This window comes from Rhodosalinus sp. FB01 (genome assembly GCF_041365715.1).
Classification (GTDB): domain Bacteria; phylum Pseudomonadota; class Alphaproteobacteria; order Rhodobacterales; family Rhodobacteraceae; genus Rhodosalinus.
The window spans coordinates 344,097-361,144 of the sequence record NZ_JBGFSH010000002.1 but is presented as its reverse complement, the minus strand read 5'-3'; the positions used below and the strand labels follow the sequence as shown (position 1 = coordinate 361,144).

General features: G+C 71.7%; 16 protein-coding genes. 11 read left to right on the top strand and 5 right to left on the bottom strand.

From position 1 onward, the window contains the following. Positions 1-63: 63 nt before the first annotated feature. Both AB6A65_RS04470 and AB6A65_RS04465 read left to right on the top strand, forming a co-directional pair. Positions 64-2,676, top strand: coding sequence for a TRAP transporter permease (locus AB6A65_RS04470; protein WP_371037157.1), 2,613 nt, complete (start codon positions 64-66; stop codon positions 2,674-2,676). Further along, complete coding sequence (locus tag AB6A65_RS04465) at positions 2,673-3,104, top strand: universal stress protein (protein ID WP_371037156.1); 432 nt, start codon at positions 2,673-2,675, stop codon at positions 3,102-3,104. Before AB6A65_RS04470 ends, AB6A65_RS04465 begins: the two co-directional genes overlap by 4 nt. Positions 3,105-3,174: 70 nt before the next feature. Here the strand turns inward: AB6A65_RS04465 and AB6A65_RS04460 are convergent, their stop codons facing one another. From AB6A65_RS04460 to AB6A65_RS04445, 4 genes are read right to left on the bottom strand one after another with little or no spacing between them, the layout of a single operon-like run. Continuing rightward, on the bottom strand, positions 3,175-4,029 hold the full coding sequence (locus tag AB6A65_RS04460; RefSeq protein ID WP_371037155.1) for a heme ABC transporter ATP-binding protein: 855 nt from the start codon (positions 4,027-4,029) through the stop codon (positions 3,175-3,177). Between the two features lie 7 nt (positions 4,030-4,036). After that, positions 4,037-5,107, bottom strand: coding sequence for a FecCD family ABC transporter permease (locus tag AB6A65_RS04455; protein WP_371037154.1), 1,071 nt, complete (start codon positions 5,105-5,107; stop codon positions 4,037-4,039). Between the two features lie 3 nt (positions 5,108-5,110). Next, positions 5,111-5,953, bottom strand: coding sequence for a hemin ABC transporter substrate-binding protein (locus AB6A65_RS04450; protein WP_371037153.1), 843 nt, complete (start codon positions 5,951-5,953; stop codon positions 5,111-5,113). Next, a complete protein-coding gene (locus AB6A65_RS04445; RefSeq protein WP_371037152.1) occupies positions 5,950-7,002 on the bottom strand; it encodes a hemin-degrading factor in 1,053 nt (350 codons plus the stop codon). Before AB6A65_RS04445 ends, AB6A65_RS04450 begins: the two co-directional genes overlap by 4 nt. 184 nt (positions 7,003-7,186) lie before the next feature. Between AB6A65_RS04445 and AB6A65_RS04440 the strand changes: the two genes are divergently transcribed. The 8 genes from AB6A65_RS04440 (at position 7,187) to AB6A65_RS04405 (ending at position 14,323) form a co-directional block, all read left to right on the top strand. After that, a complete protein-coding gene (locus AB6A65_RS04440) occupies positions 7,187-9,310 on the top strand; it encodes a TonB-dependent receptor domain-containing protein (RefSeq protein WP_371037151.1) in 2,124 nt (707 codons plus the stop codon). Continuing rightward, positions 9,307-9,735 (top strand): hypothetical protein, encoded by a 429-nt coding sequence (locus AB6A65_RS04435; RefSeq protein WP_371037150.1) that lies wholly within the window; start codon positions 9,307-9,309, stop codon positions 9,733-9,735. The genes AB6A65_RS04440 and AB6A65_RS04435 overlap by 4 nt, the downstream gene beginning before the upstream one ends. Continuing rightward, positions 9,732-10,406 carry a MotA/TolQ/ExbB proton channel family protein gene (locus tag AB6A65_RS04430; protein ID WP_371037149.1) on the top strand — a complete coding sequence of 225 codons (675 nt, stop codon included), beginning with the start codon at positions 9,732-9,734 and terminating at the stop codon, positions 10,404-10,406. The genes AB6A65_RS04435 and AB6A65_RS04430 overlap by 4 nt, the downstream gene beginning before the upstream one ends. Next, positions 10,399-10,776, top strand: a complete 378-nt coding sequence (locus tag AB6A65_RS04425; protein WP_371037148.1) for a biopolymer transporter ExbD — start codon at positions 10,399-10,401, stop codon at positions 10,774-10,776. The genes AB6A65_RS04430 and AB6A65_RS04425 overlap by 8 nt, the downstream gene beginning before the upstream one ends. A 2-nt stretch (positions 10,777-10,778) precedes the next feature. After that, on the top strand, positions 10,779-11,177 hold the full coding sequence (locus AB6A65_RS04420) for an ExbD/TolR family protein (protein ID WP_371037147.1): 399 nt from the start codon (positions 10,779-10,781) through the stop codon (positions 11,175-11,177). Then, positions 11,174-12,163 (top strand): energy transducer TonB, encoded by a 990-nt coding sequence (locus AB6A65_RS04415; protein ID WP_371037146.1) that lies wholly within the window; start codon positions 11,174-11,176, stop codon positions 12,161-12,163. Before AB6A65_RS04420 ends, AB6A65_RS04415 begins: the two co-directional genes overlap by 4 nt. A 28-nt stretch (positions 12,164-12,191) precedes the next feature. After that, positions 12,192-12,386 (top strand): hemin uptake protein HemP, encoded by a 195-nt coding sequence (gene hemP / locus AB6A65_RS04410; RefSeq protein ID WP_371037145.1) that lies wholly within the window; start codon positions 12,192-12,194, stop codon positions 12,384-12,386. A gap of 305 nt (positions 12,387-12,691) precedes the next feature. After that, complete coding sequence (locus tag AB6A65_RS04405) at positions 12,692-14,323, top strand: oleate hydratase (protein WP_371037144.1); 1,632 nt, start codon at positions 12,692-12,694, stop codon at positions 14,321-14,323. Positions 14,324-14,555: 232 nt separating this feature from the next. Here the strand turns inward: AB6A65_RS04405 and chrA are convergent, their stop codons facing one another. Continuing rightward, on the bottom strand, positions 14,556-15,773 hold the full coding sequence (chrA, locus tag AB6A65_RS04400; protein ID WP_371037143.1) for a chromate efflux transporter: 1,218 nt from the start codon (positions 15,771-15,773) through the stop codon (positions 14,556-14,558). Positions 15,774-16,086: 313 nt separating this feature from the next. Between chrA and phnD the strand changes: the two genes are divergently transcribed. After that, positions 16,087-17,037: a phosphate/phosphite/phosphonate ABC transporter substrate-binding protein gene (gene phnD, locus AB6A65_RS04395; RefSeq protein WP_371037142.1), complete on the top strand. Its 951-nt coding sequence runs from the start codon at positions 16,087-16,089 to the stop codon at positions 17,035-17,037. The last annotated feature ends 11 nt before the right edge of the window (positions 17,038-17,048 follow it).

Below are 17,048 nucleotides of genomic sequence, written 5' to 3'. Positions count from 1 at the left end.
GCGCCCTGCCGATCCGAACGACAAGAGCGGGGCACGCGCGCCCGCCAGCAGGGGGATGCACGGATGAGCCAGAGGGAAGAGGCCCGCGGCCCGCTCACCGAGGAGGAACTTCAGGACCTCGTGGCCTCCAGCGACGCGGGCGCCCGGAACCCGGGTGGCGCCGTGGCGCTGCTGATCGCCGCGGTCGCGCTCAGCTGGTCCGTCTTCCAGGTGCTGCTGGCCTCGCCGCTCGCCAACTACGTCCTTCCGGGCGACATCATCAACAATTCGCGCCAGATCCACCTGGCCTTCGCGATCTTCCTCGCCTTCCTGGCCTATCCCGCCTTCCGCTCCAGTCCGCGCCGCTACGTGCCGATCCACGACTGGATCATGGCCTCCGTCGGCGCCTTCACGGCGCTTTACGGGTATTTCTTCTACGAGAAGGTGGTGCAGTCCGGCGGGCTTGCCGACGACACGGACAAGTGGTTCGCGCTCGTCGGGCTTCTGCTGCTCTTCGAGGGCGCGCGGCGCGCCCTGGGCCCCGCGATGGCGATCATCGCCACGATCTTCCTGGCCTATGTCTTCTTCGGGGCCTCCGCCTGGGTGCCCGAGGTGATCCGCTGGAAGGGCGCGTCGCTGCAGAAGGCGATGAGCCACATGTGGATCACGTCGGAAGGCGTGTTCGGCATCGCGCTCGGCGTCTCCACGAAGTTCGTGTTCCTCTTCGTGCTCTTCGGCGCGCTGCTGGAGAAGGCGGGCGCGGGCAACTACTTCATCAAGATGGCCTTCGGCGCGCTGGGCCACCTGCGCGGCGGGCCGGCCAAGGCCGCGGTCGTGGGATCTGCGGCCACCGGGCTCATCTCCGGCTCGTCCATCGCCAACGTGGTCACCACCGGCACCTTCACCATCCCGCTGATGAAGCGCGTGGGCTTCACCAGCGAGAAGGCCGGCGCGGTCGAGGTCGCGAGTTCCGTGAACGGCCAGATCATGCCGCCCGTCATGGGCGCCGCGGCCTTCCTGATGGTGGAATACGTGGGCATCTCCTACGTGGAGGTGATAACCCACGCCTTCCTGCCCGCGGCGATCAGCTACATCGCGCTCGTCTACATCGTGCATCTGGAGGCGGTGAAGCAGAACATGCCCACGCTCGGCGACCGGGTGGTCTCGCTCGGGCGCACGATCGGCGGCATGGCCGCGTTCTTCGCCGGGTTCGCGGCGCTCTGCTACGGCGTGCAATTCCCGGTGCGCTGGATCACCGCTCTCGTGCCCGAGGGCGCGGGCTGGGTCCTGTCGGCCCTTCTGTTCCTCGCCTACCTGGCGCTTCTGTGGCTCGCCGCCCAGAGCCCCGACCTCGAGCCCGACGATCCGAATTCGGAGGACGTGCGGCTGCCGGTCGTGGGCGAGATCTACAAGTCGGGCCTCTATTACCTGCTGCCCATCGTCGTGCTCGTCTATTTCCTGATGATCGAGCAGAAATCGCCGGGGCTTTCGGCCTTCTGGGCGACCATGCTCCTCTTCGTCATCCTGCTGACGCAGCGCCCTCTCAAGGCGGTGTTCCGCGGTGAAAGCGATCTGGCCGACCGCCTGAAGTGGGGCGTGCTGGACCTTCTCCAGGGGCTCATCGACGGCGCGCGCAACATGATCGGCATCGGCCTCGCCACCGCGACGGCGGGCGTCATCGTGGGGACCGTGACGCTCACCGGCGTGGGGCAGGTGATGTCCGAGCTGGTGGAGTTCCTTTCGGGCGGCAATCTCGTGCTGATGCTGGTGATGGTGGCGCTTCTGTCGCTCGTGCTCGGCATGGGGCTGCCCACCACCGCCAACTACATCGTGGTAAGCTCGCTCATGGCGGGCGTGGTGGTGGAGCTCGGCGCGCAGTCGGGGCTCATCGTGCCGCTGATCGCGGTGCATCTCTTCGTCTTCTACTTCGGGATCATGGCGGACGTGACGCCGCCCGTGGGGCTGGCGAGCTTCGCGGCGGCCGCCGTGTCGGGCGGGGACGCGATCCGCACCGGCTTCACCGCCTTCTTCTACTCGCTCCGCACCGTGGCGTTGCCCTTCTTCTTCATCTTCAACACCGATCTTCTTCTGATCGACGTGACCCTCGTGCAGGGAATCGTGACGGCGATCGTCGCCACGGTCGCCATCCTCGTCTTCACGGCGGGCACCATGGGCTGGTTCCTCACGAAGAACCGCATCCATGAAAGCGTGGCGCTGATCCTCATCGCCTTCGCGCTCTTCCGTCCGGATTTCTTCATGGACCGCATCCAGCCGCCCTTCCGCATGCTGGATCCCGCCAATCTCGCGCAGGCGCTCGAGGAGGCCGATCCGGGCGAAGAACTCCGCATCGTCGTCTCGGGCCCGGACTTCGACACCGGCGAGATCACCGAGACGACGCTTGTCCTGCCGGTGGCGCGCGACGCGCCGGGCGAGGACCTCCTCGCCGAGGCGGGCCTCGCGCTCGTGCCGCTGGAGGACGGCCGCGTGAGCTTCGAGGAGCCGATGTTCGGCACGCCCTACGCGCAGACCTTCCTGGACTTCGATTTCTACGCCGATCGGCCGATGACGATCGACAGCGTCAAGGCGCCGGCCGACCAGATGCCCAAGGAACTCATGTTCATCCCCGCGCTCGTGCTGCTCGCCTTCCTGGCGCTTCTGCAGCGCGCGCGCATGACCCGCCAGGAGGTCCCCGCATGACCGGCCCCGTTCTCTGCGCCGTCGACATCAGCAACGAAAACCGCGACCGCCACGTGCTGGAGGTGGCGGCGCGCCTCGCGGAGATGGAGGGCGCGCAGCTCGACGTCATCACGGTGGTGCCCGATTACGGCATGAGCGTGGTCGGCAGCTATTTCGACAAGTCGCATCACGACAAGGCGGTGCAGGAAGTGCGCCGCAGGCTCGACGCGCTTGCCGAGGCCGCGCTCGGCGCGGAGGCCAACAAGAAGGTCCGCCACATCGTGGCCACCGGGAACGCCTACCAGGAAATCCTTCACGTGGCGGAGACCGACGGCGCCAGCCTGATCGTGGTGGGCGCACACAAGCCGGATTTCCGGGATTACCTTCTGGGCCCCCACGCGGCGCGCATCGTCCGCCACGCAGGCTGCTCGGTGCACGTGGTGCGGTGATGCCGTCCGCGTTCCGCCCGCCTGCGCGCGCGGCGGGAGGTCCGATGCGGCCATGCCGTCGCGCGCGACGTTACCCCGAACGCGCCGGGCGCGCGGCCTCCGGGACGATCTCGCCGCCATCCGCCGGAGCATGACGAGGCGCGCGCGGGCCGGTGCGCGGCGTCACGATCAGGCGGGCAGGGTCCGAGAGTTCCACGACATCGAGACGGCAGCCGTAGACCTGCTCCAGAAGTTCGGGCCGGAGAACCTCGCCGGCTGCCCCTTCGCCCGCGACGCGGCCCTCCTGAAGCAGCGTGACGCGATCGGCGAACATGGCCGTCAGCGTCAGGTCGTGCATCACCGCGATCACGCCGCCGCCCGCGCGGGCGTAAGCGCGGGCGAGTTCCATCACCTGGAGCTGGTGCGCGATGTCGAGGCTCGCCACCGGCTCGTCGAGGAACAGCCAACGGGGGCCCTCGGGGCCCACCGCCTCCCAGACCTGGGCGAGCACGCGGGCGAGCTGGGCGCGGGCCTGCTCGCCGCCCGAGAGTTCCTGGTAGTGCCGGCCCTCGTAGCCCGCGAGGTCCACCCGCGCGAGCGCGGTGCGGGCGCGCGCGATGGCGCCCGCGCCCGCCTGGCCGCCCGCCTCGGCGCCGAGGCGCACCACCTCGAGCACGGTGAAGGGAAAGGCCAGCCGCGTGAACTGCGCGAGGACCCCGCGCCGCCGCGCCAGCTGCCAAGGGCGAAGCCTTCGCGGGTCCTCGCCTTCGAGCAAGAGCCGCCCCTCCGCGGCGATCTCGCCGGTGAGCGCGCGCATCAGGGTGGTCTTGCCCGAGCCGTTCGGCCCGACGATCGCGGTCAGCGCGCCGGGCATGGCGCGGAAGTCGAGGCCGTCGAGAACCCGGCGGCGGCCCAGCGTGACCGTGAGGCGGGAGGCGTCGATCATGCGCGCCTCACAGGTCCAGCACGCCGCGCCGGCGCAGGAGGATCCAGAGGAAGACCGGCGCGCCCAGAAGCGCGGTGATGATCCCGATCGGCAGTTCGGCCGGCGCGATGACCGTGCGCGACAGCATGTCGGCGCCCACCAGCAGGCTCGCGCCCAGAAGCGCCGCGTTGGGCAGAAGGCGGCGGTGGTCCGGCCCCGTGGCGAGGCGCAGGAGATGCGGCACGACGATGCCCACGAACCCGATCCCGCCCGAGACGGCCACCGCCGCGCCCGTCGCTGCGGCGACCGAGAGGATGGCGAGGTTCTTCATCCGCTGCACCGGCACGCCCATGTGCGCCGCGGCCGCCTCGCCGAGCGCGAGACCGTTGAGCCCGCGTGCGAGCCAGAGCGTCCCGGCCATCGCGGCCAGCATGATCGGCGCGGCCACGGCCAGCTTCGGCCAGGCCGCGCCGGCGAGGGAGCCGAGGCCCCAGAAGGTGAGATCGCGCAACTGCTGGTCGTCGGCGACGTAGACCAGAAGGCCCGTCGCCGCGCCGGCGAGCGCGCCGAGCGCGATCCCCGCCAGGAGCATCGTGGCCACCGAGGTCTGCCCCGCGCGGGTCGAGACGCCGTAAAGGACCATCGTCGCGGCCCATCCGCCGAGGAACGCGGCGACCGGCACGGTATAGATGCCGGTGGCCGCGGCGATCGCCGGCGGCAGCAGGCCCCCCAACACGATGGCCGACACCGCCCCAAGCCCGGCCCCGGCACCGACGCCGACGAGCCCCGGATCGGCGAGCGGGTTGCGGAAGAGCCCCTGCCTCACCGCGCCGGAGACCGCGAGCGCCGCGCCCACCAGCAGCCCCGTGATGAGGCGCGGCAGGCGGATCTCGAAGATCACGATCCTTTCCTGCAACGTCAGGCCCTCGCCCGAGAGGGCGCGGGCCAGGGCGTCGGTCAGCGACACGCCCGCCGCCCCCGTGGCGAGCGACGCCCAGCTCGTCAGAAGGGCCAGCGCGACGAGCCCCCATGTGGCGCGCCGCGCCAGCAGGCTGCGGTCGCCCGCGGCAGGAGGCGCGCCCTCGGCGATGGCGACCATGGCTCAGTTCCCGTTCGGGTAGAGCGCGGCGTGGAGATCGGCGACGGCCTCGGCCGTGCGCGGGCCGAATCCCAGAAGATAGAGCCCGTCCATCTCGACCAGCCTGCCGTCGCGGCCGGCGGGCGTGGCGGCGAGGGCCGGGTGCGACAGCACCCCGGCACCGCCATGGCCCGCGCGGCCCGCCATCATCAGCACCACGTCGGGCGCCGCGGCGAGGACCGCCTCGTCGGTGAGCGGCTTGTAGCCCTCGAAGCCCGTGACCGCGTTCTCGCCCCCCGCGAGGCGGATCATGGACTCGGCCGCCGTGCCGCTGCCCGACGCCATGAGCCGTCCGCCCTCGGCCGAGAGCAGGAAGAGCACGCGCGCCGGCGTGCCGATGTCTTCGGAGCGTTCGCGGATCTCGCGCATGTCCGCACGGATCGACGCGGCGAGCGCCGCCGCCCTGTCGTCAAGGCCGAGGGCCGCGCCCACCGCCTCGACCTTCCGGGCGACGCCCTCCGCGTCGGTGGCGTCGGGGATCGTGACGAACGGGATTTCGGCCGCCGCCAGAAGCTCGACCGTCTCGGGCGGGCCGGCACCTTCCTCCGCGAGGATGAGATCCGGCGCGACCGACAGCACGCCCTCCGGCGAGAGCCGCCGGACATAGCCCACGTCGGGCAGGGCTTCCGCGTCGGGCGGCCAGGTCGAGGTCGTGTCGCGCGCGACCAGGCGGCCGCCCGCGCCGAGGGCGAAGCCGGGCTCGGTGACCGAGCCGCCCACCGCAACGACGCGCTCCGCCGCAGCGGCGCCGACCGGGAGACAGAGAAGGGCGAACGCGGCGGCGAGTCCGAGCGGGCGCATGGTCATGCCGTCGCCTCCGCGGTCTCGGCCGGGGCGAGCTCGGCGACCATGGCGTTCCAGGCCACGGGCTCGGCTTCCTTGCGCTTGCCGAAGCATTGCAGGATGAGCCGCCCCTCCTCGTCGAAGGCTTCGACCGAGATCGCCGGCCCGCGCCGCGTCGGTTTCCACACGCGCCAGACCTCGGCGACGTGATCCGCCCGCAGATGCAGGTTGAAGCGCGGGTCCATGACGTTCTGCCATGGTCCCATCGGGGTCAGCGTGTGGATCGTCCCGGCGTGGATCTGGATGCAGCCCGGATTGCCCACGAAGAGCATGATCTCGATGCCCTCGGCGGCAGAGCGCTCCAGCATCGCGGACACGGCCTCGGGGGCGAGCGGCTCGGCATAGGGCGCGCCGGCCGCGCGGTAGGCGCCGAGGCGGTTCATCTTGAGCTTCGAGACGAGGCGCAGGAACTGGTGGGTGTCGGTCATCCGCTCCCACTCCTTGCGCAGGATGTCGATCTTGTCCTCGCGGATCCACGCGCCCTCCGGCGGCGTGCGCGGCGCGGCGTCGAAGCCGCGGTTTTCGTCGCCAGTGGCGAGCGTGGCGACGAGACGATCGAAGGCCGCGACGTCCGAGGCGGGTTTCAGGTGCACCTTGTGCACAGCGTCGCCCGCGGCGTCGAAGACCTGCAGGCTGCGCCGGACGCCGGCCTCCGTCTCCTCGGTCACCGCGAAGGCGTGGGCCCAGTGCTTGGGGAACATGCGCAGGTCGATCTCGGGGCCGAGCACCATCGTCGCGTGCTCGCCGGGATGATACTCCAGATAGCTGCCCACCCGCTCGTGCACCGCGCTTTCGTTGCGGGTGAGCGCCATGACCTCGCCGAGCTCCGTCACGGCGGGCATCAGCGCGTTCGGGTGCGCCGCGATCCGGGTCGCCGCGCGGCCGGTCTCGGCCGCGACCAGGGCGGCCTCGGGCACGCCGAGCGCCGCCGCGAGATCGCGGGCGCGCAGTTTCGGCCGCTCGGCGCGCGCCGCGAGGATGGCATCGGGGGACATAAGGGACGTCTCGCTCATGGTTCCGCTCTTTCTGGTCGTCCGGGCGGGCTCTGGCGGCGGCTCGAGGGCGCGGACTTCTCTTGACTGTTTCTGTCGGGATTCGTAAAGCTGCATTCCCGACACATCAAGTCAGAATTGCACGACGCGGTCACGCCAGCCCGACGCCAGCCCGACCCGCACCTGGAAAAGAGGAAGGGAAAGGATGAGGACGGGCAAAGTGCGCCTGCTCTGGGGCGCCGCCGCGACAGCGCTGGCCGCGGGGTTCGGGGGGCAGGTCTCGGCGCAGGAGACGGAGGGCGGTTTCACGCCGCTCGGGCGACTGGTTCTCGGCGCCGGCACGGAGAAGGTGGCGATCGATACGCCGCAGGCGGTGACGGTGCTGGAACAGGAGGACATCGACCGCGAACAGGCGACGACCGTGGGCGAGCTCTTCGACACGGTGCCGGGGGTCGAGACCGGCGGCTCCGGCCGCCTTCTGGGCGAGGCGTTCAACATCCGGGGCATCGGCAACACCGAACAGACGGCGAGCCAGTCACGAATCATTGTCACCGTGGACGGTGCGCCGAAGTTCTTCGAGCAGTATCGCACCGGGTCCTTCTTCGGCGACCCGGCGCTCTACAAGCGGGTGGAGATCCTGCGCGGGCCCGCCTCCTCCACGCTCTACGGCTCCGGGGCCATCGGGGGCGTGATCAACTTCACCACTAAGGATGCCTCGGACTTCCTCGCGCCGGGGGAGACGGGGGCGCTCAGGTTCCGGGCGGGCTACGGCTCGAACGGGAACGCCTGGCGGGGCGGGCTGATCTACGCCGCGCGGCCCGACGAGAACGCCGAGTTGCTCTTCGCGCTAAACCGCGGCACGTCGGACGACGTGGAAGACGGCGACGGCACCACGCTGGACGGCACCGCCTATGAACGCTGGTCCGGGCTGGTGAAGGGCACCTTCCACTTCGGGCAGAACGACGACCAGTCGCTGCGCCTGTCGTGGTCGCGCACCGACGGCGATCTGGCCGACACGGTTGTGGCGCAGACGGGCGGCCCCGCCGTGGCGGGCTTCGGCACGGCCGACATCCGCAGCCTCGACGACACGGTGACGCTGTCGTGGGATCACCAAGGTGCAGGCAACCCATGGCTCGACCTCGACGTGACGTTGTCGTGGTCGAACACCGAGGTGGAGAAGCGCGACTTCTCCGCCGGTTTCCTCTGCGCGCCGGGCATCTTCCTTGTCCTTTGCGATAACGACGCCGCCTACGAGACCCTTTCGCTCAAGGCCGAGAACACCATCGAGTTCGGCAGCGGCGCGTGGGAGAACTACCTGACCTTCGGCACGCAGCTCTCGCAGCAGGAGCGCACGGCGTCTTCTTCCCTGGGCGCATTGCCCTTCCATCCCCAGGGCACGGACAGCCGCGCCGCGATCTACGCGCAGGGCGAATTCATCTGGAACGACCGGCTGACCCTCATCCCGGGGGTTCGGCTGGAAAAGGCGTTCCAGGATCCCGGCGCCGCCGCCGAGGCGGCGGGCGCGCGCGCGACGGAGGAGCTTGCCGTTTCGCCGAAGCTCGCCGTCATGTACGAGCTGAACGACGCGTGGTCCGTCTTCGGATCGCTCGCCCGGACCGAGCGCTTGCCGACGCTCGACGAGCACTATTCGAGCGAAGGAGAGGTGCAGCGCGGGCCCCTCTTCTTCGGCCCGCGCACGCCGAGCCTCAACCTCGACCCCGAGATCGCCACCACGGTCGAGATCGGCCTCGCCTACGAAGGGTTCGACGTGCTGAACGAGGGCGACAGCCTGCAGATCAAGGCGACGGCCTTCAACAATTCGATCCGCGACCTGATCGCCACGACGCCGCGCGCGACGGGGCCGACGCCCGGACAGGCGGCGGTGCCCTATTTCTCGAACATCGACAGCGCGCGGATCTGGGGCCTCGAACTCGAGGGCGCCTACGATGCCGAGGGCTGGTTCGCGAACGCCGCCTATTCGCTGGTCCGTTCGGAGGACGAGAGCACCGGCGAGACGCTGACCGACACGCCCGCGGACACCCTCTCGCTCACGCTGGGCACCAGGCTGCCGGAACGCGACCTGCGCCTCGGGTGGCGGGGCAACTGGGCGAACAGCATCACGACCGCCTCGGCCGAGACGAACGGCGACAGCTATCTCACCCATGACCTCTTCCTCGACTGGACGCCCGACTCCGGGCCGCTCGAGGGCATGACGGTGAACCTCGCCGTCGAGAACGTCACGGACGCCACTTACCGGCCCAACCTGCAGCTCGACAACGCGCCGGGCCGGACCTTCAAGATCGCGCTCACGAAGGAGTTTGACTGGTGATACGACAGTTTGTCCCGACCCTGCTTGTTTCGCTGGCGGTCGCCGGCGCCGCGGCGGCGGGCGACGGGGAGACCGACCGATCGCTCCGGCTGGAGCTCAACACGCTGACGCAGACGGAGAGCGCCTGCCGTCTGACCTTCGTGGTGGACAACGCGCTGGGCGCCGATCTCGACGCCCTCGTCCTCGAGACCGTGGTCTTCGACGCAGGCGGCGTGGTGGAGCGGCTGTCCCTCTTCGACTTCCAGTCGGTGCCGGAGGGACGGACCCGGGTGCGCCAGTTCGACCTGCCGGGCGCCGAGTGCGCGGCGCTCGGGCGGGTTCTCGTGAACGCGGCGGAGGACTGTTCGGGCGCGGGCCTCGAGGCGGGCGTCTGCATGGAGCGCCTGCGGCTGGAAAGCCGCGCGGATCTCGAGGTGTCGGGATGAGCGCGCTGGCAGAACTCCTCGCCGGCCTGCGCGAGGCCGTGGCGCTTGGCGGCCCGGTGGTGGCGCTCCTCGGCGGAGTTTCGATCGTGGCGCTCGCCGTCGTGCTGGCCAAGCTCTGGCAGTTCCGCGGCCTCGGCGTGGGCCGGCACGAGGCCGTCCGCCGCGCGCTCCGCGAGGCGGACGCAGGCGCGGAAGCCGCCGCGCGGGCCGCCCTGGCGCGAAGCCCGAGCCACCTTTCTCCCGTGCTCGCCCGCGCCCTCGGCGCGGGGGCCGGGCAAGCCCGCTCCCGCCTTCAGGCCGAGATCGACGCCGGGCTCGCGCGCCTGGAGTCCGGGTTCCGCCTGCTCGATTCCGTCGTTCAGCTCGCCCCGCTTCTTGGCCTTTTCGGCACGGTGCTCGGGATGATCGAAGCGTTCCAGGCCCTGCAGGCGGCCGGGGCGGCCGTCGATCCCTCGGCGCTTGCCGGGGGGATCTGGGTGGCGCTGCTGACCACCGCGGTGGGCCTCGGCGTGGCGATGCCCACGGCGCTCTGCCTCACCTATCTCGAGTCCCGCGTGGCCGCGGAGCGCGCTCTCGCGGACGAGGCGCTGGAGGTGCTGCTGCGTCCAGGGTTCGGCCCGGGCCCCGCGCCGGAGGCCGCGGCTCACGTCGCGGGGCTGGCCCATGCGTAGCGCGCCCGGCTTCCGCCGCCGTCGGCTGTCGCTCACGCCACTCATCGACGTGATCTTCCTGCTGCTGCTCTTCTTCATGCTCTCCTCCACCTTCACGCGCTTCGGGGAGCTGCCGCTCGCGGCCGCGGCGGGCGGCGCGATGCCGGGAGACGCGCCTCCGGTCTTCGTGCGGCTCGCGCCCGACGCGATCAGCGTGAACGGCGAGGCCACGGCGCTCGAACACGCGGCGGCGGCGGTCAGGGATCGTCTGGGGGAGGACGGCCGCGCCGTTCTGGTCAGCCTGCAAGGGGAGGTCACGGCGCAGCGGCTGACCGATCTGCTGGTCGCGCTCCGATCCGTCCCGTCCGCCGACGTCCGGGTGCTCGGCTGACCGTGGCGGCGAGGCGGACATATCGCCGCGCGCGGGGGGAGCCCACGATCGCGCTCATCAACGTGGTCTTCCTGATGCTCGTCTTCTTCCTGGTCGCCGGATCGCTCGCGCCTCCGCTCGACGGCGACGTGCAGCTCGTCCGGGCGGCGGAGCTCGACCGGAGCGCCCCGCCGGACGCGCTGGTGATCCGCGCCGACGGCACGACGCTGCATCGCGGCCAGCCGGTGTCGCCCGCAGACTACCTCGCCCGGCGCGTCGATGACACGGGCGCACCCGCCCCGGCCGCCCGCCTCGTGCCCGACCGCGCGCTCCCCGCCCGCCGCCTGGCGGACATCGCGGGCGCGCTGCGCGCGGCCGGGGCGGGGGAGGTGATCCTCGTGACCGAGAGGGCGCTGCCGTGACGCCACGGGCGCTCGTCCTCGCCGGGGCCGTCTCGGCCGCGCTTCATCTCGCCGCGCTGGGCCTCGTCCTGCGCCCCGAGCCCGACGCGGCGATGGCAGGGGGCGGCGCGCCGGTCGCGGTCGCGCGCCTGGGCGACAGCTTCGCCGATCTCGCCGCAGGCGGCGCGGCCTCTCCGCCCCCGCCCGCCGAACAGACGCCGGCCGAGGCGGCACCGGCGCCGCAGGCCACGGAGGCGGATCGCTCCGAAGCCGTCGCACCCGCAGGCAGGGCGCCTGTCGCCCGCCAGCTCGCCGCCGCCCCGGCCGAGCCCGAGCAGGCGCCCGCGCCTGCGCGACGGGCCGCGGCCGTCCCGGCGGAGACCGCCGCGATCGCCCCGGCCGCCCGGCCGCAGGAGATCGCCGCGACCGCGCCGGCTGCGCGCCCGCAGGAGAGCGCCCAGCCGACGCGGCAGCCGTCTCTCACGCCGTCCGCCCCGGTGGCCGAGCGCGTCACCGGCGTGGCCCCGGTGCGTGTCCGGCAAGCCTCGGCGGAGACCCCGCGCCCCCGCCCGCGGCCTCCGCGCCAGCAGGAGCCCGCGCCGTCCCAGGCGCGCGCGCCCGCCGCGACGGCTCCTGCGGGCAACGCCGAACGGAGCGCGCGGCGGGGCGACGCCCAGGGCGCCCGCGACGCCGAGGCGACGCGCGCCGCGACGGTCACGACCAGCCCGAGGGCGGAAAGCGGCCGCGCCGAGGCCGCGAATTACGGCGGCCGCGTGCTGCGCCAGATCGCGCGCACCCGGAAGGAGCGCGTGCGCGCCCGCGGCGTCGCGGTGGTCGGCTTCCGGATCGGGGTGAGCGGCGAGCTCGTCGCGGTCAGCGTCCTGAGAAGCTCCGGCGCGCGCGACCTCGACCGCGCGGCGCTCGACCACATCCGCCGCGCCGCGCCCTTCCCGGCCCCGCCGCGCGGCGCGCCGCGGAGTTTCTCCTTCGAGTTCGCGGGCCGGTGACGCCATGAGAAAGCAGGAGCGACGTGCCATGGAAAGGAGTGTCGAAAGCGACCGTCGATCCGGAGAAGCCTCCTGCGCCGGAAGCCTGTCCGCCCGGCCGGATCTGCCGCGCCACGACGCCCATGACCTCATGGCGGGGGGATCGACCGCGGAGATCGACCTCGACGGCCAGATCTACACGCTGCGGATCACCAGGGCGGGCAAGCTCATCCTGACGAAGTAGACACTGCGCGGACGCCTCGCCGCATCCGGGGCACGGCGCCCGCAGACGGGGAGGAGCCGGCACGGTGGAAAGCGCGCCGTAGATGCCTGGCCGCGCGTGCTGGAGCATGCGTTTGTGCATGCCAGCAGCCGGAGGCGGAGCGTTCTCTTCCTCGGGGCCTCGAAGGTCGCGAGAGGGGGGCTCGTCAAGGACGACGCCCCGATGACGAAGATCAATGACAGCCGGTCGCCACGGCGGCGAATGTGGGCCCGGGGAAGAGGCTTTCCGCCGCGGCGAGGGCGGCGGGACCGGGCGCGGGCGGGAGCATGGCTGGCAGGGACGGGCGGGTGGCCCACTACATGATCGGCGGCGGGATCGCCTCGCTCGCCGCGGCGGCGTTTCTGATCCGCGACGCGGGGGTTCCGGGCGCCTCCATCCGCATCTTCGACGACCAGCCGCAACCGGGCGGCGCGCTCGACGCCTCGGGCGGCGTGGCGGAGGACTACCTGACCCGGGGCGGGCGCATGTTCGAGCGCAATTTCGTGAACACCTTCGATCTTTTCGACGATATCCCGTCGGCCGACGATCCCGACATCTCCGTGAGCCGGGACATCCTCTCGTTCAACGAGGAGGTGCGCGCCGCGTCCAGATGCCGGCTGATCGCGGTGGGAGAGAAGGCGGACATGGCGCATCTCGGCCTCGGCGCGGGCGACATCGTCGCGCTCAACCGCCTGCTGATCGTTCCGGAACGCCGCCTTGCGGGCCGCCCGATCGGGTCTTGGTTCGACCGCGACTTCTTCGAGAGCAACTTCTGGATCATGTGGTCCACCATGTTCTCGTTCCAGCCCTGGCACGCGCTGGCCGAAATGCGCCGCTACATGCGCCGCTTCATCCATCTCCTGCCGGGCCTCACGCGCATCGCCGGGGTTCTGAGGACGCGCTACAATCAATATGACAGCCTGGTCTCGCCGCTGGTCGCGTGGCTGGAAGAGCGCGGCGTCGCCTTCGAGCGCGAGGCCCGGGTCACTGATCTCTCGATCCGGGGCGACGCCGACGGCCGCCGGGCGGACCGCATCGACCTCGCCGATGGCCGGCGGCTGACGCTCGGAGCGCAGGACCGCGTCTACCTCACGCTCGGCTCCATGGTGGACGGCGCGACATACGGCTCGAACGACCGGGCGCCGTCCCTGGAGCCCGCGCCGACGCTGTCCTGGGATCTCTGGAAGTCGCTCGCGGCCCGCCATGACGGGTTCGGCCGCCCGGAGGCGTTCTGCGCCGACAACCGCCGCACCGCCTGGACTTCCTTCACCGTCACCCTGCGCGAGACGGGGTTCCGGGATTTCGTCGAGGAACTGACAGGAAACGCAACCGGCACGGGCGGGCTCGTGACGATCCGCGACAGCGGATGGCTCATGTCCTTCGTCTTCTTCCGCCAGCCGCATTTTCGCGCGCAACCACCCGACACGACGGTGTTCTGGGGCTACGGACTGCGCGGGGACCGGAACGGGGATTACGTCCCGAAGCCGATGTGGGAGGCCACGGGCGACGAAATCCTCGCCGAACTGGCCGGCCAGCTGCGCCTCGGCGCGGATCGGATGGGCTGGTTCGACGGCGCCCGGGTCGTGCCCTGCCGGATGCCGTTCATCACAAGCCAGTTCATGCCGCGGCGTTCGGGCGACCGGCCCGCGACATGCCCGCCCGGCGCGAAGAACTTCGCGCTGATGGGACAGTTCGTGGAGCAGCCGCTCGATACCGTCTTCACGGTCGAGTATTCGGTGCGCAGCGCCCGCGCCGCCGTCCATGCGCTGACGGGCCGGAGCCCGCCGCTGCCCGTCGTGCGCACCGACCGGGATCCGGCCGTGCTCTTCCGCGCCGCACGGGTTCTGCTGACCGACGGAGCCGCATCCACCGTCCCCGCATCGGCGGACGCGACGAGCCGGGCGGACACGGCGCGGTGAGCCGGCCACCGAAAGCCGATACGCCGGCTCCCGAATGGCGGGCCCCGCACGCTGCGGCCTCCGCGCCGCCGACATCCGCAACGAAAACCGCGACCGGCACGTGCTGGAGGTGGCCGCGCGCCTCGCCGGCTTTCAGGGATGACCTTTCCGGGTTCCCACGCGGCGCGCATCGTGCGCCACCTAGGCTGCCCGGTGCACGTGGCGCGCAGAGGCGCCGGGGCGCCGCGTTCGCTCAGCCCGCGAGCGCCAGCCCGGCACCGCCCCCCGCCGCGAAGAGCACCACCGCCCAGGGGGGTGCCTTCCACGCGATCAGGGCGACGAGGCAGGCGAGCGCGAGCGCGAAGTCGCGCATGTCGCCCACGGCGCCCGTGAAGACCGGCGTGTAGAGCGCCGCGCCGAGGATGCCCACCACGGCCGCGTTCGCGCCGCGCATCGCCGCCTGCGCCCGCGCCATCTTCCGGAACCGGTCCCAGAACGGCAGCACGCCCACGAGGATCAGGAAGCCCGGCAGGAAGATCGCCGCCAGCGCGATCGCCGCGCCGGCCATCCCGTTCGGCTCCGGCCCAAGCACCGCGCCGAGATACGCGGCGAAGGTGAAAAGCGGCCCGGGCACCGCCTGCGCCGCGCCGTAGCCGGCGAGAAAGGCGGCCGCGGTGACCCAGCCGGGCGCGACGGTCTCTGCCTGCAGGAGGGGCAGCACGACGTGGCCGCCGCCGAACACCAGCGCGCCCGAGCGGTAGAAGCCGTCGATGAGGGCCAGCGCCTTGGACTGGCCCGCGATCAGCGGCAGGAGGAGCAGAAGACCGGCAAATGCCGCCAGTGCAAGCCCGGCCTGTCTCCGGCCCACCGGCATGGCGACACGGCCACCGGCCGGCTGCGCGTCGCCCGCGCCCAGCGCCAGCCCGGCGAGCGCGCCGAGCGCGATCGCCCCCACCATGCCCGGGGCGCCCGGCACGACGGCCAGCACGGCGACGGCGCCGACCGCGATGCTCGCGCGCGCGCGATCCGGGCAGAGCGTCCGGCCCATGCCCCAGACGGCCTGCGCGACGATGGCCACGGCGACGATCTTCAGCCCGTCGAGCGCGCCGGTGCCCACGGGCCCGGAGATCGACGCGGCCGTCATCGCGAAGGCGAGAAGCGCCAGAGCCGACGGCAGCGTGAAGGCGGTGAAGGCCGCGAGCGCCCCCGGCCAGCCGGCCCGCGTCAGTCCCAGCGCGAAGCCTACCTGGCTCGACGCCGGGCCCGGCAGGAACTGGCAGAGCGCGACGAGATCGGCATAATCCCGATCGGAAAGCCAGCGCCGCCGCGTGACCAGCTCGTCCCGGAAATAGCCCAGATGCGCGATCGGCCCGCCGAAAGAGGTCAGGCCCAGCTTCAGGAACACCACGAAGACCTCGCGCGCGCGGCCCGTCCCGGGGCCGGCCGCGGCCCTGTCCGTTGTCTCGTCCATGACGTGCCCCGCCTTTCGCGCCAGCGTTCGCCTCCCGGACCCCGGGTTCGGGACGGCCTCGCCGGGGTGTGCCCGCAACGGAACCTAGTCGAACTCCCGGCGGCTGCCAATCGGCGCCCGCCCGGCGACACGCGGGCTCCGCAGCGCCGGAGGTCGGGGCGGGCAGGCGGCCCCTTGCGCCGGGGGGAGGCGCGCACGGCCGGCCCTGCCGCAAGGTCAGGCCGGGCGCGGGCGCCCGATGGCGCGCGATGTCATGCGCCTGTCATCTACGGGCGTTAGGCCCCACCCGAACCGCAGGATATGGGGGAGACTCATGAAAACCTTCGCTACACTGTCCGCCGTCGCAGCGCTCGCGCTGGCCTTTCCCGCGCATGCCGAGTTCAAGCTCGGCGACCGCTACGTCGACAACGACGGTGATCTCATTGCCGACATCCCCGAGGATCCGTCGGAGTGGATCGACCCCGACACGCTGATCTTCGCCTACACGCCGGTCGAGGATCCGGCCGTCTATGCCGAGGTGTGGGCCGGCTTCCTCGAGCACATGGCCGAGGTGACGGGCAAGCAGGTCCAGTTCTTCCCCGTGCAGTCCAACGCCGCGCAGATCGAGGCGATGCGCGCCGGCCGTCTGCATGTGGCGGGCTTCAACACCGGGTCGAATCCGCTCGCCGTGGCCTGCGCCGGCTTCCGCCCCTTCGCGATGATGGCGGCCGAGGACGGTTCCTTCGGCTACGAGATGGAGATCATCACCTATCCGGGCTCGGGCATCGAGAGCGTGGAAGACATCCGCGGCAATCAGCTCGCCTTTACCTCGGAAACCTCGAACTCGGGCTTCAAGGCGCCCTCCGCGATCCTCAAGGCGGAGTTCGGCATGGAGGCCGGCGCGGATTTCGAGCCCGCCTTCTCCGGCGCGCACGACAACTCGATCCTCGGCGTCGCCAACAAGGACTACATGGCCGCCTCGATCGCCAACTCGGTCAAGGGCCGGATGATCGACCGCGAGGTGGTCTCCGAGGATCAGCTGGTGACCATCTACCAGTCGCAGACCTTCCCGACGACGGGCTACGGCACGGTCTACAACCTCGCCCCCGAGCTTCAGGAAAAGATCCGCGAGGCGTTCTTCAGCTTCGACTGGGAGGGCACCGCGCTGGCCGAGGAGTTCGGCCGCAACGGCGAGGACCAGTTCATCGAGATCACCTTCCAGGACGACTGGGCCGTGATCCGCACCATCGACGAGGCCAACGGCGTCGTCTACGAGTGCAACTGATCTGATCGACC

Coding starts and splice junctions, on each gene's coding strand:
- AB6A65_RS04470 (WP_371037157.1), top strand. CDS start 64: ATGAGCCAGAGGGAAGAGGCCCGCGGCCCGCTCACCGAGGAGGAACTT.
- AB6A65_RS04465 (WP_371037156.1), top strand. CDS start 2,673: ATGACCGGCCCCGTTCTCTGCGCCGTCGACATCAGCAACGAAAACCGC.
- AB6A65_RS04460 (WP_371037155.1), bottom strand. CDS start 4,029: ATGATCGACGCCTCCCGCCTCACGGTCACGCTGGGCCGCCGCCGGGTT.
- AB6A65_RS04455 (WP_371037154.1), bottom strand. CDS start 5,107: ATGGTCGCCATCGCCGAGGGCGCGCCTCCTGCCGCGGGCGACCGCAGC.
- AB6A65_RS04450 (WP_371037153.1), bottom strand. CDS start 5,953: ATGACCATGCGCCCGCTCGGACTCGCCGCCGCGTTCGCCCTTCTCTGT.
- AB6A65_RS04445 (WP_371037152.1), bottom strand. CDS start 7,002: ATGAGCGAGACGTCCCTTATGTCCCCCGATGCCATCCTCGCGGCGCGC.
- AB6A65_RS04440 (WP_371037151.1), top strand. CDS start 7,187: ATGAGGACGGGCAAAGTGCGCCTGCTCTGGGGCGCCGCCGCGACAGCG.
- AB6A65_RS04430 (WP_371037149.1), top strand. CDS start 9,732: ATGAGCGCGCTGGCAGAACTCCTCGCCGGCCTGCGCGAGGCCGTGGCG.
- AB6A65_RS04425 (WP_371037148.1), top strand. CDS start 10,399: ATGCGTAGCGCGCCCGGCTTCCGCCGCCGTCGGCTGTCGCTCACGCCA.
- hemP (WP_371037145.1), top strand. CDS start 12,192: ATGGAAAGGAGTGTCGAAAGCGACCGTCGATCCGGAGAAGCCTCCTGC.
- AB6A65_RS04405 (WP_371037144.1), top strand. CDS start 12,692: ATGGCTGGCAGGGACGGGCGGGTGGCCCACTACATGATCGGCGGCGGG.
- chrA (WP_371037143.1), bottom strand. CDS start 15,773: ATGGACGAGACAACGGACAGGGCCGCGGCCGGCCCCGGGACGGGCCGC.
- phnD (WP_371037142.1), top strand. CDS start 16,087: ATGAAAACCTTCGCTACACTGTCCGCCGTCGCAGCGCTCGCGCTGGCC.